General features: G+C 53.3%; 9 protein-coding genes. 2 read left to right on the plus strand and 7 right to left on the minus strand.

Annotation, left to right across the window (positions count from 1 at the left end):
• Positions 1-2: 2 nt before the first annotated feature.
• The 4 genes from tssM to tagH form a co-directional block, all read right to left on the minus strand.
• Positions 3-3,548, minus strand: coding sequence for a type VI secretion system membrane subunit TssM (tssM, locus tag METMA_RS0100900; protein ID WP_020157168.1), 3,546 nt, complete (start codon positions 3,546-3,548; stop codon positions 3-5).
• Positions 3,549-3,565: 17 nt separating this feature from the next.
• A complete protein-coding gene (gene icmH, locus METMA_RS0100905) occupies positions 3,566-4,906 on the minus strand; it encodes a type IVB secretion system protein IcmH/DotU (RefSeq protein ID WP_020157169.1) in 1,341 nt (446 codons plus the stop codon).
• A gap of 6 nt (positions 4,907-4,912) precedes the next feature.
• On the minus strand, positions 4,913-6,250 hold the full coding sequence (gene tssK, locus METMA_RS0100910; protein ID WP_027146930.1) for a type VI secretion system baseplate subunit TssK: 1,338 nt from the start codon (positions 6,248-6,250) through the stop codon (positions 4,913-4,915).
• A 73-nt stretch (positions 6,251-6,323) separates the two neighbouring features.
• The gene (tagH, locus tag METMA_RS0100915) at positions 6,324-7,835 is read right to left on the minus strand and encodes a type VI secretion system-associated FHA domain protein TagH (protein WP_020157171.1); all 1,512 of its coding nucleotides are present in this window, start codon (positions 7,833-7,835) and stop codon (positions 6,324-6,326) included.
• A gap of 351 nt (positions 7,836-8,186) precedes the next feature.
• Between tagH and tssJ the strand changes: the two genes are divergently transcribed.
• Positions 8,187-8,690, plus strand: coding sequence for a type VI secretion system lipoprotein TssJ (gene tssJ / locus METMA_RS23630; protein WP_198014445.1), 504 nt, complete (start codon positions 8,187-8,189; stop codon positions 8,688-8,690).
• On the opposite strand, the gene METMA_RS0100925 is transcribed toward tssJ, so the two are convergent.
• Positions 8,674-9,888, minus strand: a complete 1,215-nt coding sequence (locus METMA_RS0100925) for a glycosyltransferase (RefSeq protein WP_020157173.1) — start codon at positions 9,886-9,888, stop codon at positions 8,674-8,676. The genes tssJ and METMA_RS0100925 overlap by 17 nt on opposite strands.
• 288 nt (positions 9,889-10,176) lie before the next feature.
• Between METMA_RS0100925 and METMA_RS0100930 the strand changes: the two genes are divergently transcribed.
• Positions 10,177-12,987 (plus strand): autotransporter family protein, encoded by a 2,811-nt coding sequence (locus tag METMA_RS0100930; RefSeq protein ID WP_084254065.1) that lies wholly within the window; start codon positions 10,177-10,179, stop codon positions 12,985-12,987.
• Positions 12,988-13,054: 67 nt separating this feature from the next.
• On the opposite strand, the gene METMA_RS0100935 is transcribed toward METMA_RS0100930, so the two are convergent.
• Positions 13,055-14,551, minus strand: a complete 1,497-nt coding sequence (locus METMA_RS0100935) for a serine/threonine-protein kinase (RefSeq protein WP_020157175.1) — start codon at positions 14,549-14,551, stop codon at positions 13,055-13,057.
• A gap of 40 nt (positions 14,552-14,591) precedes the next feature.
• Entirely contained in the window at positions 14,592-16,985 is a 2,394-nt protein-coding gene (locus METMA_RS0100940) for a caspase family protein (RefSeq protein ID WP_020157176.1), read from the minus strand.
• Positions 16,986-17,493: the final 508 nt, after the last annotated feature.

A 17,493-nucleotide genomic window follows, 5' to 3' on the forward strand; every position in this document is an offset into this window, starting at 1 on the left:
AATCAAATCCCGGCTATGCAGCGAAAATTTTTCAATGCATCGAATGCAAACGGATTGAATACGCTGTTGGCTCTTAACTCGTATTTCGCCTTCAGCCCCTCGATGTCGAAAGTCACGGCATAGCTATCCTGAGTGGATTTTTGTATGTCAGCTTTGTCCAGTACCCGGAACAAAGCCCAGGCGCCCTCTTCCGAACGGCTGACCTGCCTGCCGTCCAGCCGCTCGAAACCGTACCGGACCAGTCCGCCGCCCGTGCCCGGCCATTGGAACTGCGTGGCCCGCGCCGGGCCATGGCGGTAGCTGATCTGCTGTCCGCCCATGTCGAGCCAGAAACGCGAGGCATTCGAATCAAGCAGCAACGGCTTAAGTTCAAACGAGATAGCCGGCAACTGGCCGCCCCCCTGAAAAAACACGTCGCGTATTTTAGCCGCATTTTGGAACTGGCTCAAAACGCCCTGCGATATGCCGATCGATTGATTGTCCTGGGCAATCAACCTCCAGCGCACACCGCTGGTATCGACAAACGGCTTCAGATGGGTATTGAAAAACTGGTCCAAAACCCCGTTCGGCGCAAAAAATCTGCCGAAATCCTGCAGGGTAATATCGGTGCGACTGGCTTTTGACAATGGATAGCGGCCTTCCAGCGCGCTTTTGCAGATCGTGGTCACTTCGCTTTTCAGGCTGCGATTCAATTGACTCTTGGCTCCTCCCAGAATAATGCCCCAGTTACCCGAAGCCAGCGTTCTGACCCAATCCTGCAAAGGATCCGGCAAGCGTGCCGAGTGCAGTTGAATCTGGGCAATGATATCGTTGCCGCCCGAACTGCGCTGCATCGCCAGATTGACCGCTGCCGAGGCATCGGAAGTACTGCCCAGATCGGCCATGTATCCATAGAGCTGACCCAGATCGGCAATAATCTGATCGATAGCGACGGCGCCGCCGATATTCCTGATTTGAGCGGTCAGCCTTTCGAAATGACGCTCGACTTCCTTTCCTGAATCGCCCGCGGCCTCGGTCGTGACGCCGGCCACTTTGGCCGTATTCAACAGTTTTTGCATGCGCGCATCGCCGCCGGCCGCCTCGACGCCCTGCTTCAATTTATCCAGGGCGCCCGCTTCGGCCGAAACACGCGTCAGCGTCGTCTGTTGATCCAGCGCCTGCAACAGTTTGCGCAAGGGCGAATCGCTGCCGGAAACCACCTCCAGCACTTCGATGGATTGCTGCAGGTTGGCCGTTGACCTGATCTTCAGATTGTTCAGCAAGTCATCCCAGCGCTTGATGAATTCGATGAAATAATAACTGCGCAGCTTGGCTTCCAGTTCAGCTGAATCCTGTACGCCGGCCATGTTATCCTCGCCCAGCACCCACCGCTGCTCGACCGTCTGCTTGGCCAGATCCTTGCTTTCCTTCAAAAAAACCTGATAAAAGCCGTCGTAAGTAAAAAAGCCGGGGATCAGCTGTTCTTCCAGCGTGCCGTTGACGGCCGAGAACACACGGCTTCCGCCCAAACCCAAGGCATCGATCAGTTTGAAATCATAGTCATGGCGCTGCAGGGCCTCGCGCTTGATACGCATGTAAACCTGTTGCGCCACCGGTATTTGCGTCAATATCCGCCGGGTGTCGGCAATCAGCTGATCGTCCAGCTGCTGGGCTTCCGGCGGCAACTTCAACAGATTGTCCAGATGCACCAGCAACCCTTCCTGCACAGCCTGCGGATAGTTGTTTTCCCAGTCCAGCGCGATCCAGGGCCGGAAAATCCGGGCGTCCATTTTATCCCGATTGCCGAGCATCAAATACACACGCAGCAGTTCATATAAAATCTCCGGATTCCTGGATTCCTCGCCGACCAGGCGCTGTTCCAGCCTGGCTTTGATGAGCGGCAGAAAACGGTTCGCCAATTGCTTGCCGTAGGCGCTTTCGACCAGGGGCCTGACTTTGTCGCCCTGGTAAAGTCCGAACTGCATGGACCAGGGCGCGTCTTCCGGAAAAACGTCCCGCACGGCGTAAAGCGCATCCATCTGTTTTAACAAGGCGGCGAAATCGCTTTTCCATTCGGGCGTATCGGCAACTATTTTTTCGTACTGTCCGTTTTTATCCTGCACGTCGGCAATCGCCAATTGATTGCGCGTGAAACTGGTCGACCATAAGGCAGCCATGCCGATCGTCAGTGCCATGGCCGCTCCGTATGCCAATCTTTGCATCAGCGTGCGGCGCTGTTCCACGCGCTGGTTCAAACCGACGATTTCCGCCTCGCCAAAGATCACTTCCTTAAGCAGACGCGTCAGAAAATAGCTTTTGCCCTTGCCGCTGAACACCGGCGCCGAAAAACGGTCGAGCTTGAAAGTACTGGCCAGTATGCCCATCAGCCGGTCAATCGGCGTACCTTCCTGCGTGCCGCTGGTGAAATAAACGCCGCGCAGCAAGGCAGGCGCCTGATAGCGGTTAACGCCGAAGCATTGCTGCAGGAAGCTGGTCATCGGTTCCTTCAGCAACGACATGCGCTGCGGAAAACCAAAAATCAGATTGCGGCGCTGAAGATCCCGCTCTTCCTGCAAGCGCTTCTGCATGCGGTCATTCAATCGCGCCAACAGCTCGTCATAGTCCAGCCCCACACGGGCGATAACATCGGCCGGCTGTTGTTCATTCTCTTCCGGAAAGGTGACGCCCCACACCTGGGTGCGCTCGTCATGGCCGAAATCGGCGAAAAAATCGGTGAAGCCCGCGATCAGGTCCGTTTTAGTGAACAGCATATAGATCGGGATGCGAATGCCGAGTTGCTCATTCAATTCCTGGATGCGCTGCCGGATAGCCTGTGCATGCAGCGTGCGCTCTTCCTCGGTCTGGCGAAGCAGATCGGATAGACTCATCGCGACCAGCACGCCGTTGACGGGCCGGCGCGGCCGGTGTTTTTTCAACAGATCCAAAAAGCCCAACCAGGCCGCTTTGTCGACGGCTTCATGACTGTCCTGGGTGGTATAACGGCCGGCCGTATCGAGCAATACCGCCTGATCGGTAAACCACCAGTCGCAGTTGCGCGTGCCGCCGACCCCCTGGATGGCGCTTTTACCGAAGCGGTCCGACAATGGAAACTCCAGGCCGGAATTGATCAAGGCCGTGGTTTTGCCGGAACCCGGCGGACCGATAATGATGTACCAGGGCAGCTCATAGAGATACTGCCTGCCTTGCGACGACTTGTTTTTGGTCTGCTTCAGGGTTTGCAAGGCGGCATCGAAGTTTTGCCCGAGCACGCCGATTTCTTCGGCCGACTCATGATCGACCAGCAACGGATCGGCTCCTTTTGTCTCCACCAGTTCATTGACCATCTGCGTGTTGGCGCGGTTGGCTTTGACCTGAATACGCAGGTTATTGGCGCCCCATAGCACCACGATAACCAGAATGGCGATTAACCGCGACACCTCGGATTCAAACGGAACCTTGCCGCCTATCGCGATCAATGGACCGAAAAACCATAACACCAGACTCAGCGCGATAATGCCAATGAGCTGTATCACCCATTTTTTCTTGAAGAAATCGATAATTTTTTTCACGATTGACCTTAAAATTCTTAAAAATTGATTTCTATACGCCGATTCATGGCCCGGTGCTCCGGACTGTCGTTAGGAACCAAACTTTGCGTATCCGCGCGCCCTTCCGAGGCAATCGGTTGGCTAAACCGGGCCCGGCTGTTTAAAAACGCCGCCACGGTCTGGGCTCTGGCACTGGACAAATCCCAATTGGAAGGAAAGCGGGCCGTGAAAATGGGCACATTATCGGTATGCCCGACCACGGTGATAGGATCGGTGACGGTAGCCAGCGCCTGGGCAATTTTTTCCAGCAACGGATAATACATGGTCTGAACCTGGTCGCTGCCGGAGGCAAAAAAGCTCTTGGCCATGATTCTGATTACGGTTTTGCCGTTAACCGAGTCTACAGTGACTTTATTCTGCTGAATTTCAGGCGCCAGAAACGCGCTGATATCGTCGATAATATTTCTGACCGGCACGACTTCCGGCTGTGCTTGCGGCCGGGGTTTGTTGGCGGCCACCCTGGCATCGAGATCGTCCTTAATCTTATACAACTGGCTCAGCAACGGATTGGAAGCCTGATTGACAGCATACAGAAACCCCAGGAATACCAGCATCAGGATTAAGCCGGTCAGCGAGGCCACAACCCACAAAGGCACATATTTGGCCAGCACATTGCGCTTGTCGGTAATACCGCGCCAGTGCGCGGACAATTCCTTTTCAAAGTCGCCTCTTTGCCGGCGAATAACCAGGTACAGGTTTTCGCGCACTTCTTCAAGCCGTGTCGAGCCGTGCTCCAGCACCCGGTACTTGCCCTCGAAACCCAGACTCAGGCAAAAATAAAACAACTCCAGCAAATGCAGGTAAGTGCCGGGTTGCGCGATCAAATTCTTCAGTATCTGAAAAAACTTCTCGCCGCCCCAGGATTCCTTATGAAAGGTGACCAGCAGGTTCTGTGTGGTCCAGAGACTATTGCAGCCCCACGGCGTATTGAGTATCGATTCGTCCAGCAGCGAGCACAGCGCATAACGCGCGGCCTGCACGTGCTCGGGCTGGCAGCCAGCCTGCAGGGCCTGGGTCTCGAAGTTTCTTACCTCGCTGATCAGCTTATTTCTAAGCCCCGGTATGTCGGCATGCGATGCGGAGTTACGCAGCTGCGTCACCAGCGACAATAGCGCCATGGCGCTGCCGACCAGCGGATTGTCGCCCGATTGCAGATTGATCCGCTGGGTCAGTACCTCGGCAGCACCGGGGCCAAAGGCCGGTGCCGTCTGTTCCGGATGCGGGGGCTCCGAAGCGGGTTTTCGTCGCAGACCCGGCGAAGGTTTCAGAACAGTTTTGTCGTCGTCTAGAAAGTTGCCGAAAGGATCACCATTATTCACGCTGTGTTACCCGTTTTTAATTGCCCAAAATTCAAGTTCAAGACCCGGAAATTCGCCGGCGATATGGATGGCAAAGCCGCCGGACTTGCGCATTTGCTGCCAAAACTCGCTCTGCTTGTTCAATTCAAAATAGGAAAAGCCCGCATGATAGGGAATCTGCCGGGGCGCGACCGGTAACGGATGCACGGTGATGCCGGGCAGCGCCGACCTGACCAGTTGCTGAATCTGTTCGACCGGGCCGATTTTAACCTGAGTCGGAAACTGGCTGCGCAACAATTCAACCGGCACCTGTGCATTCACGGCCAATACGAAGAAGGCGTCTTTCAGTAAGTTGTAATCGGGTATTTTCGCCGCGCGTGTGCCGTATTTTGGCGGCGTCAGCGGGATCGGTATGGCGTTTTGCTCCAGCACCAGGCTCAGGCAGTCGCGTATTTCCTCGATGACATAGCTGAAGGTGAGTTGCAGGTTATCGTGCTTGTAAACAGGCAGACTGACGGGACGCTTTTTGGGTTTGGAGAAAGTCGACAGCTCGCCGGCCACTTGCAGCGCAATGCGGTAGAAATCCTCCGGATGCATGCCGGGCAGATGCTGCAGGTGCTCGAAAAGCGGTTCCAGCCGGTTGATGACCTGCAGCAATAAAAAGTCGGAAATTTCCGAAACGCCTCCGCGCCCCGCTTCCGACGCCCTGCCGGCCAGCGCCTCGCCCCGGGTATGCAGCAAACCGCAGATCTCCTTGATAAAGCCGATGATTTTCGGATTGGCAAGGCAATCAAGGCTGGGAGGGATAAATTCTTCGTCGAGAATCACGTTCTTGTCGGCGCGCGATTCGATGACCCGGGCCACGCCTATGCAGATATGGCCGGCACGTTCCTGTTTTTCCAGCATCAGGCTGGTATGCAACCGGCCAATCATGACCTCGGAAACTTCGTTGCTGTTGGTATTGTGATCCCTGACTTCCGTTTCCACGGCGTGATAGCGCGCCAGATTATTGGGCTTTTCAGCGCTGTCGACTTCGATGGATCCTTCAAGGCGCGCCGGCAGGGACAGATAGATAATGCTGTTTTGCACATCGACCGGTATGTCGATAGGCTGGGGCAGTTCGTCATCGGCCGGCAGGTTAAAAGGCGTGCCGTCCGGGAAAATTCCGCTGCATTCGGCCAGCGCAAACTTGCCCATCGCCAATTGCCGCTGGTCGATTTTCAGTCGGGCAATGCCCCAGTCATAGACCCGGCCCACACCGCACCGCCCCCGCACCAAGGCTTCGATATAGCGGTCATGCTGCTGAAAATGTTGCGGGCGCAAGAACATCCCCTGCGACCAGATTACTCTATTATTCTCTGACATTATTTTTCGTGCCCCCCGCACTTATACTGCAAATATCATATCCAAAAACCCTGAATTTGGAATATTGTTATTTTTATTTTTCCGTCCGTAGATTGCTCAACTGCTTCATTTGTTTTTCATAGGCTTCGGCAAAGGCATCGCCGAAAAAATCTTCCATCGCCTGTTCGACCACCCGTGGATAAAGACTAGTATATTTATCCCAACATTTTGATTTTTTTTGCAAAACCAGCCCTTCCTCAAACTGTTTTTCGATCAGTTTCGGATCGAACTGTCTTAAAATTTGCGCCAGGGACGCCTGGATGCCGGCCTGCATGGCCATCTGATGGCTCATGATATCATTGAAGCCTTCATCGATCGCCTCGACCGAACCCTTGAACCCGCCCTGCCCGTTTTTGACCAGATGCGTTAAGGCATCCTCGGTGGTCACGGCGAATTTAAGCGGATTGTTATTGGTTGTTCTTATGGTCGTCATACTGACGCGGAACTGGCTTTTGAATTCCGCGCGGCTCCTGAGCACCGCCACGGTACCCTCGACCAGTTTTCTGAACATCAAGCCGATCCGGAGCATGGTTTCCGGTGCCGCCTGCTCCAGCAAGTCTTTTTTCTCTACTCCGGCACCTTGCAAAAATACCTTGAACAACTCATCCAAGCCAGCGGGCTGAACGGCTGCCGAGGTTTGCATAACCGGGGCCTGCACAGGCGCCGCCGGCTTGTCCTGAGTAAAATCCCGGTCCGGGACCGGGGCCCCGGACACCGGCACTTCCGGCTCCAGCATCTTGCCGAGCAGATCCTCGGACACGGGTTCGATTTCCGCTGTCTCCGGCGGCAATTGCTCGGCTGTTTCCGGCTCAAACCCTTGAAACCAGCTGTGCTCATCGGCTGGCGCACCTGGCTCGGAATTGAATAATTCCTCGAAATTAAAGTCGTCGGGGATTTCATTAGCGCTTTGCGGAGCCGCGAACGGGGCGGGCGGAATATAGCTGTCATGGATTGTCGCTATATTAGCCTGCATCAGGCTGTCGAATTTCGGTTGCCCCTGGTCATCAGGGTCCGGCTGCAACAGGTTATCGGATATCGGGAAAGGCGTGTCGGCCGTGTTGCCAAGAAACGCGTCCAGATGCGGATCGTCTTGGGATGTAGCGTTAAAAATATCGTCTACCGGTGCGAAAGGGGCGGGCTCGTAGGATGGATTTTCGGCGACAGGCGAGTCCGTAAACGACGAAGCGAATACGTCCGGCTCGAAAGCCAAGTCGTCCGCTTGCTGTTCCTGCGTCATGGAAACCAGAATTTCATATTCGCCTATCCTCAGGCGCATGCCGTCGGCCAGCACCTGGGTCGCGTTATTGAGCGGCGATTCCTGATCGTCGATATAGGTGCCGCTTAAACTGGAGTCCTTGAACAGATATTGACCATTCTCAAACAGGATGGACGCATGTCGCCTGGACACAAACTTTTCAGGATCCGGCAGCGCCAATGTATTTTCGTCGGCACGCCCGATCGTTCCCCCGTTGCTGTCGAAAACAACCTCCGTACCGGCGCCGAAGGGCTGCCCTTTGAATGATATTATTTTTAGCGATAACGACATACCTACCCTACTCCTGAATTTATGATGCTTATCCGTTTAACAAACTCTAACCGTAGATAATCAAAAACCTTCCGGGAAAGCTAATATACAACCTGAACCGTGATTATTATAATTTTTCCAAGCCGCCTTAAATCAAATTATCCGCCATCGATACCGGAAAAAAACCCTGAACGCAGGGGTCTTGACCAGGAGGTCCGCCAGCAAAACCTTGCAGGCTGGCTGCTTTAACGCTAGAATCGAACGCATTCAAAATCCCTTGTTTTTCCGTTCCTAAGCATTACAAATTCATCTAATTTGTGATCAGAAGCGGACTTCACCCTGACCGTTCATTGATGAACTCGAGGCTAAATCGTGCTTGGCATTAACAGTTTTACACGCAGCGGTTCGCTGCCCTGTCTGGTTATTTGTTGTCTACTCATTCTAAGCGGATGCAGTTTATTCCAGGAAGATGTCTCGAGTACGGCAACGCCGGAGCCCTTCATGGTTGAGCTTAATCTTGCCGCCACTAACGAGCTGAATCCGGATATTGAAGGCCGGGCATCACCGCTGGTCATACGCATTTATCAGTTTGAAAGCATTGCTGCCTTTAATAATAGCGATTTTTTCGCTTTATATGAAAATGATCAGGCTCAGGTTGGCAAGGATATCAAATACCGCGAAGAACTGGAAATCAGGCCCGGACAAAAAATCAGCGACAAACAGGAGCGACAACCCGGCGCTCGTTATATAGCCGTGCTTGCGGCCTTCCGCGATCTCGATCAGGCGCAATGGAAAGCCTTTATCGAAATGAAGGCCGACCAGAATGAAGTGTTCACTGTCAATCTCGACAAAACCAGCGTCAGCATTGCCCGATAGCCCGGGTACCCGTTATTAGCGCCTCGCAGCGTTCGACAATACGAAGCGCCTGGGTCTCGGGAACCAGCCCCGCATATTTACCGGCGAATTTTTCCGCCGTTTTCGTATATTTGCCGTTCGATAAAATTTCCATAACCGCTGAACGATAATTCGGCTTTTTCGTCTCGGCCGGAATACACACGCCGGCGCCGAGCGAGGCCACATTTCTTGCCGTCAACGCTTGTTCCAGATGCATCGGCAACATCAGCAACGGCCTGCCGGCCAGCAGCATGGCCGCGACAATGCCGGCGCCGGCATGACAAATAACCGTTTCGCACTGTGACGCCGCTTGCCGCATGTTCACCGGTTGCGCCGAGATATGCAGATTGGCGCCGCTGTTTTTTTGTATAAACGCCGGGGTCGTACCCGGTATATGGGCCAGCACCGACCAGGACGAAGTCCGCAATTGCCGCAGCAACGGCTCCAGGCCTGCATAGTCCCTGTTCAGATAGGCAAACAGGCGTTTATCCCCCACGCCAGGCCATACCGGCTCAATGCCTTCCGACCCAGTAAAGAACGGCCCCCAATATCCGCCTTGCTTGCGTCCCTGATAATGATCAAGTTCCGGCAAGGTACAGAGAAAATTCTCCTCGACTTCGAACAAATCCGCCAGAACCGTCAGCCTCCGCCCACCGACCTGCTCCATCACCGAATTTATCATCGTTACGATCAGCGCTTCACTGTTGACCAGTTCTTGTTCCGGCACGTGCAGCCAGGGCTGCATCGTGGGCATCGGGCTGAGCCGGGGCGGCGAATAAAAGCCGGTGCCGAACAAAGCACGCGGAATCGCCAGGCCGCGGGCAGCCAGCAGCGCCGTCGGTGCGTGGTCAAACAGCAAAATGTCCGGTTTCAGACACGCTATCAACGTTTTCCAGGCTTGCGTTCTGGCCAAAAGCCCTGCCGGCTCATGAAAACCCGTGTTGCGCAAGATACCGGCATAGTTTATCGCCGGCGGCACGGCGGCGCCCCCCGGCCAGCGCATGGGGGCCTGAACATAGGAAAAATCGTACTTACCGAGCAGCGTATGGGCATGCGCAAGATCCTTCAGGACAAAAATGACCTCATGCCCGCGTTCCTGGAATTGTTTTGCCACGGAAAGAAAAGCTCCGATATGGCCGTACCCCGCGCCCAATTCCCAGGCATAGAGAATTTTGCTCATGTCCTGACAGCCCGGAACAACAATAGCGACGAAAAAGAGCTTGTTTTTAGTGACATTCTTTTATTTTTTCCAACCGTGAGAAAGATCCAGGCAATGATCCTTTGCAGACAGCCAATCTTCGTTAACGAAAATTTATCAATGGGATTTTTGCAATTGCCGGCATCATATATAAGTCATGCTCAGCTGTCAGTATTCTGCTAAGATTCATTATATTCGTCAGCGATGAATAAAAAAAATAACGCTGTCGGCGGATGACGTTCCGCCTGTTATAGAGGAGCTACCCTTATTATGCAATTGCCCTTGGCATACCCTAAGCACCCGTCCGTTTACCCTGAGAAACCGGACTCGAAAAATGCTGTCTATCAACCGCTACGTTTGTATGGTTCCAAGCCGTTAATATTGGCCGCCTGGAGTATGATGGCGTTGACGCCGCTGTCCGTGGAGGCTTGGACGCTGGATTTTACGCCTAACTCCTATACGGTAAATGAGGCGGATGGAACGCTGCAAGTGGGCATTACCCTTACTCAGCAATCGGGCGATTACGGTTATGGCTGCGGTACGATTTCAGGCAGCGTCATGACTGCAGGAGGAACGGCAGAGGAAGGCAGTGATTACAATTTGAATGGTACGTTTTCTTTTTCGGAAAGTGCTGATCCGAATGGACTGACAACAGCTACGGCAAACGTTAGCCTCAACATTATTGACGATAGTTTAGTAGAGGGGCCTGAAGACATCCAGTTAAGTCTTGGACAAATAGGTCTTGAATGCCCGGAAACCCTGGTGACCTCCACTAGTACCGCCACTGTCAACATTGCCGATAATGATAGTTACGGCACGGTAAGCCTGGACAGCGCCTCATACAGCGTTACCGAAAGTGACGGTAATATCATTGTCTCGGTTACGCGCTCAGTCAACTCCGTTGCGCCTAGTGGAGTCCCCATATCCGTTGATTACTCAATAACGAATGGCACGGCGGTTGCCGGCCAGGATTTTGATGCCGTCTCCGGCACCCTGAACTGGGCCGGCGGCGACTCCAACACCCAAACCATCGTTATCCCGATAACCCCCGACTCGACCGTAGAATCGGACGAGACATTTACCTTGAATCTGAGCAATCCCAGCACTGGCCTCAGTCTAGGCACCAGCAGCACGACCGTGACGATCCTCGATGACGACAATGCCGGTGTCGTCAATCTCGACAGCGCGACCTACAGCGTCAATGAGAAATCCGGGCATGTCACCGTATCGGCCACGCGCTCAAATGGTTCGAGCGGTAGCGTCACTGTCGACTATAACACTCATAACGGCACGGCGGTTACCGGCCAGGATTTCGATGCCGTCTCCGGCACCCTGAGCTGGGCCGACGGCGAATCCGGCACAAAAACCATCGACATTCCAATCAGCGCCGATTCCATAACCGAGCCGAACGAGAGCTTTAGCATTGATTTAAGCAATCCCACCAATGCCCTGACATTAGGCACCAGCAGTTCAACCGTTACGATAATGGATGAAACGGCGCCGGGCACCGTAGCATTCAACGTAGCGCAGGATACGGTAACCGAAGGCAATGCGATCACGGTAACGGTGGAAAGATCAGGCGGCGTCGACGGCGAGGTGCGTGTTGATTACGCCACCACGGACCGCTCTGCCCTTGCCGGCAGCGACTATACCGGGAAATCAGGCACGCTGATATGGAATGATGGCGATGCCAGTCCGAAAACAATCACGATCGATACCGCCGCCGATAGCGACACGACCGAACAGGACGAATTGTTTTCGATCAGCCTGTCCAACCCGACAGGCGCCGCGCTCGGCGCCATTGACACAATCAATGTCACGATAACCAATACCACGCCGCAGCTGAGCGCGCTCGACAACCTCACGCCCAACCAACGGTCGATCGCCGCGGCATTGGATCAGTCATGCGCCGCGGCAACCGGCGAATTCAGGCAGCGTTGCGACGAATTGTATCTGTCCGGACTGAGCAATGATGAAATACGGCAAATTCTCGATGCCATCGCCCCCGAGCAAATAGCCTCCCAGGGATCGGCTGCCGTCGATTTCGGGTCGCAACAGCTACAGGTTATCCATGGCCGCATCGTTGAACTGCGAAACAGGCAAAATGGCAGCGGCATCTCCGTGCTCGGCTTCTCCATGGATGTCGACGGCGAAAACGTGGCGCTAGGCAAATTGGCGCAGCATGCCTTCAACAATGCGTTAGGTGGCGCGGCCGGCGACGAGCCGTTCAGGGATAGCCCGCTAGGTTTCTTTCTGAAAGGCCAGATCAAAGTCGGCGATAAAAACAAGACCGGGCGCGAAAAGGGATTTGAACTTGAAACCAAAGGCATTACGCTGGGGGTCGATTATCGGTTTACCGACGCATTGATCATGGGCATGGCGGCCGGTTACGGTCATACGAATACGGATTTTGATAACAACGGCGGCGACATGACCACGCAATCCGGCGACTTCGCTATCTATGGCAGTTATTTTCTGCCCAAGGATTTTTATGTCGACTGGGTCATGAGTTATGCCATTCATGATTACGAAATGGACCGGCGTATCATTTATCCCGGCATGATCAGTTCGGCGACCAGCAACCCGCAGGGCGACCAGTACGGTGGCAGCGTGGGCTTCGGCAAGGATATCTATATAGCTAATTTCTTTATCAGCCCTTATATTCGCGGCGAATATATCGAAACCACGATCGATCAATATAACGAACAGGGCGGCGCGGGATTTGCCCTGAGTGTGGCGGACCAATCGATTTCATCGTTGACGACGACGCTGGGCAGCCAGTTCAGCCAGTCGATCAGCATGCCCTGGGGCATTCTCGCGCCGGGCGCCCGCTTCGAATGGGTGCATCAATTTGAAGACAGTGCGCGCGCCATCCAGTCCCAGTTTGTCAGCGCGCCGGCCGGCACGGGTTATTTCACGACCCTGACCGACAGCCCCGACCGCGATTACTTCAACCTCGGCGCTTCAATTGCGGCAACCCTGCCTGAAGGCCGGTCGGCCTTTTTCCGCTATGAAACCCGCGTAGGGCAATCCGACCTTTCCTATCATCTGTTGGAATTAGGGGTCAGGATTCCTTTTTAGGAAAGCACAAGGGGCGGCCCGACCGGTCGCCCCTAAGGTTTATCATGCTCAAACTTTAGCCCTATTGTTATCGCTTCATCTGCAATATCTGCTCTTTCAATGCCAGCAGGCCTTGTTTTTTAGGCAATGCCTCCAGCCCCTCTTCAATTTTTGCCAAACTTTCATCGAACTTTTGCTGATCGAATAATTCGTTCGCCTGTTCTTCGATCAAGTTCGCAATCTTCTCCAGTCCCTGCTTGGCTTCTTTATTATAAGGATCGATGGACAGCGCTTGGCGATACGCCCATAAGGCATTGCTGCCTGAAGGCGCGGTAATGTAACCGACTTCAAAATGGATTTCCGCCAGTTCGAGCAGATCCTTGACCTGGAGCTGCTGCTCCGGTGTCAGTTCAACCACTTCCGGCAAGGTATCCAGATTCTGATAAACATAGACATAACCGCCGGCCGCCGCAATCAACGCCACAATCGATGCCGCCCCAAGGATACGCGGCCAGGGCGATTTGGGCTCTATCTCATCAAAGAATTGCGTGATGGAAACGGTTCTCTGCTCTCTTTTCAGCGCCAGGGCATGCGTTAGGGCGTTCCACTGCCGGCGTTTCAGCCCCGGAATCGCCGGCGGCTGCAGGTTGACTTCCATCGCCTTCTGGGCGGACAGTTTTCCGAAAGGGTGTTTACCGGCCAGCAGTTCATAGCTGACGCAAGCCAGCGCGTAAATATCGTCGCGCGGATCGGGCTCGCGGTTTTCAAACATTTCCAGGCTGGCATAAGCCGGCGTCAGCGCCCCCAAGTCGCGGGCATTGAAAACCGTCTCGTCATGGCCTTGCCGGTCCGATCTTACCGCTGCGCAGGCGATGCCGAAATCCAGCACCTTGACCTCGCCGCTGTCGGTGATGAAGATATTGCCGGGCTTGAAATCCGAATGGATGATGTTCTTTTTATGCGCATAACCCAACGCCAAGGCCAGCCCTTTAATGATAGGCCAGGCCTTGGTGAACGGAATGCCGCCCTGAGGAGCGATCTCGCGTATATATTGAGAAAGCGACTTTCCTTCCAGAATTTCCATGACCATAAAAATATTGCGGCCGTCGCGATCGAAATCGTAAACGTTGACAATATTCGGATGGGCCAGCATCTGCGATTTTTTCGTTTCACGCTGGAGTGCAATGAACAGTTCGGGGTCATCCCTGAATTCCTCGTTCAACACTTTCAACGCAATATCGGTCTGCTGGTCCTGGGCTTCCTGGCGGCGCAGATCGGTCGCCCTGAACACGGTACCCATGCCGCCGCTGCCGAGAACCTCCTTGAGCACAAAGCGCTTGTTCAGTACCGCGCCTACTGTCAAGGCTTCGGACTTTTCCTCCCTGTTTGTCTCTCTGAAAGTGGCCGTGGCCAGGACAGTGGCGTCATCGACCGGAACCGGCTTTTTTGCCGGCTGGGCCAGAACCGTCGCATCATCATTTTGCTCGGGCGCATGCCTTAATGTGTCTAACGCATCGGATGGCCGACGCATCGTTCTTGCCGGCGCGATTTGCGTCGCGTCATCGGCTAAATCATCTGGATTCATGGTTACATATCTCTAAATCAAATAAAACAATCTATCCTTTTTAGCTGCGCGGCACGAAAAAGAACGGACTGCCCTCGTGCCCGGCATGCTGCATGGCGGAATACTGCGGACTTTGCTGAAAACCGATCTGTGATGCGGACTGCTTGACCTTAGCGGAGAGGATTCTGTAAAGCTCATAGTCCTCGAGCAAGCCGTTATTGCTTCCCAGCGCCTTAAGAAAAGCATTGGCAAATACCGAATGGCCGTCGCTGCCCGAGTCCAGTACCGGTTTGACGCCTCCGGAGGTCATCACGGTTCTGGCTTTTCGATTATTCATGAATTTCAGCCATTTCTCGCGTTTCTCCTCAGCCATTTCATCGGGCAGGCGCACGATTGCCGTTTCGGTCATGGCACCGGAATAACATGAATCGGCGATGACCAGGATATGCTTGGCCGAAAGAATGCTCAAATACCGGGTGATATTATGACTGGACAGCCAGTTGGCGCTATTGTCCGTTTCCGCATCGGCTGGCAGCCAGTAGGCGCTTTGATCGCTCTTATCGATCTCACCGTGACCGGCATAATAAATCAGCAGATTATCCTTTTCGGTCAGCACTTTTCTCAGATCATTGAAAGCTGTCATAATCTGATGCCGGCTGGCATTAATCAATAGCGTGGTTTTATAGCCGTAACGCGTCCGCAACATGTCGTCGACCGCTTTCGCGTCATTAATTGATGTTTTAAGCGTCGGCAGCTGCGAATAATCATTATTGCCGATAATCAGCGCATAAAACCGGCCAAAGTCGACGGACGGATAAGTTTTGGAACTGGCCTTGACCGGCAAGGCTTGTTCATCGGCGGCCACGGCCTGGCTTTTAGCCAGCAAGTTGAACGTCACGATGCTGCGTTTACCCTGTTTATCGACCGCCACGATCTTCACCGGCGTCAAGGCATTGTCAATAGCGATATCGGAACGGAATATGCCGTCGGCGTCGACCGGTGTTACCTGGTCATTGATGCGCAGCGTTTCCAGGCTATCGGCAACAGCGATCTTGCCGACAATTTTTTTGCTGCGGTCGATGGATCTTAGCTGATAGCTTGGAATGCCGCGGGTCAGCGTCATCGGCGGATCGATGATGTCGATGACCGGGCCGTTTTTCGCTAACATCTCGTCCGGCGCCTTTTCAAGACTTGCGAGGGTCTGCCGCTCTTGTCCGATCGTCTTTTTCAGTTCCTTGATTTGCAACCCCTGAGCCAGCAATTCGCCTTTGTCCTGTTTGAGTTTGCCACGTAATTTTTCGAAGGCAAGTTTTTCCTGCGTGGAGCCTGTTTGCGGCGTTTTATTTTCAATGGCATTCATATCCATTTTGATGCGGACGGATGTATTGTAGTATTCCGCTTCCAGCGATTTCAGCTGCTCTTGCAACTGCTCCAGTTTTTGTCTGGATTTCGCCACCTGTTGTTGATGCCCGGAATCGGGGGCCGAAACGCTGCCATTCTTCCCAGCCTTGGCCTGCTGCTGTTCCGTGCTGAGCTTTGTTTCAAGTTGGGAAACTTTGGTTTGCTGATCGCTCACGCTGGATAGTTTTTCTTGTAAATCCTTTTCCAGCGACCGGATCAGGACATCATTGCGATTGGATTTTCCGCGTTCCTGCTCCAGTTTATTTCGCGTGTTGTTGAGTTGTCTGCGAAGGTCGGACAATTTTCGCTGCTGCCCGGACAACTGCCGCCGGGTCTCATCCAACTGCTTGCGCAGGCTTTTGGCCTCTTGCGCATAACTTTGCGATTCCTGGCGTAATTCTTCCAATTGTCCTTTATAAGTATCGGCCACGGCGGCTTCAGTCACCGATGCAAATTGCAAGTCCGAGTTCTCCAGTCCTGAGGCTTTGCGGTACCAGTTCAACGCGGTCGGAATGTCTTTCTTTACGCCCAGGCCTTTCTCATAAAGATAGCCGAGGTTAACCTGAGCCCTGGAATTGCCTTGCTCGGCCGCTTTTAAATACCATTGCGCCGCCATAGCAGGATCGGCCGCGCCGCCCAGGCCTTTTTCATAGATTTCCCCCAGTGTCACCTGAGCTTCGGCATCGCCCTGTTGCGCCTGCGGCAACCACACTTTCAACGCCGAGGCGAAATTGGCGCGGTCATAAGCCACATATTCGCCGCCGCGAATTTCGCATTCGCCGGCTGTCGTTCTGATGGGGCGCCGGCTGGAAATGTAGGTCATCTGCGTGCCGAGCTTGCGAACCTGCCCCGGCAACAAGCAATCGACAATGAAAAGCTTGTCGGTGTCCTTAGGCGAAAAGCCTTCTGTTGCCTTCGAACTGTTAAGGTCACTGCCGGGACCGGCCTGGCAACCGATCAGCACGGTAAAAAACAAAAACAGAAAGAAATATTTGGGCTTTGCAGTCCGTGCAACACAGACTGCGGAAGTGGTTATTTTTTTTATAGGAATCATTTTTCAATTGCCCCGATATTATTAGCGATTGACTCGCACAAACAGATAATAAACCCCGACAAGATTGTATATCATGTGGCTGGCTAATAATATGGTTAACCATCACAACACCCCCCCTTAACATCTCCTTCAGCCAAGCCCTTCAGCAGATCAGCTTCAGCTGTTCGACCATACCGGGATCCGCATGAAAATGATTCAGATGCGATATATTTTCATCCGGCCGACCAAGCCCGAATGGCCCTTAAATCAGTCGAATTTGTTTATAGCATCCATGACAAGAGATGGGAACAGAGACATAGAAAAACTGTTAGATACTTAACAGCTGATTTGGCTTTAATCGAGCTTTTTAGTTAGAAAGTTGATTATTAATTTTTAAAAATTGTAAATACGGCTAATTCATCGCTTGGTTTTAAAGTCGCATGAAGGCTATTTAATGCAAATTTGATATTGAAAAATATATGCCTCGAGCATTAAATACATTGCTAAAAATACTAATTTATCTATACTG

The sequence above is a fragment of the Methylobacter marinus A45 genome, assembly GCF_000383855.1.
Lineage (GTDB): Bacteria > Pseudomonadota > Gammaproteobacteria > Methylococcales > Methylomonadaceae > Methylobacter > Methylobacter marinus.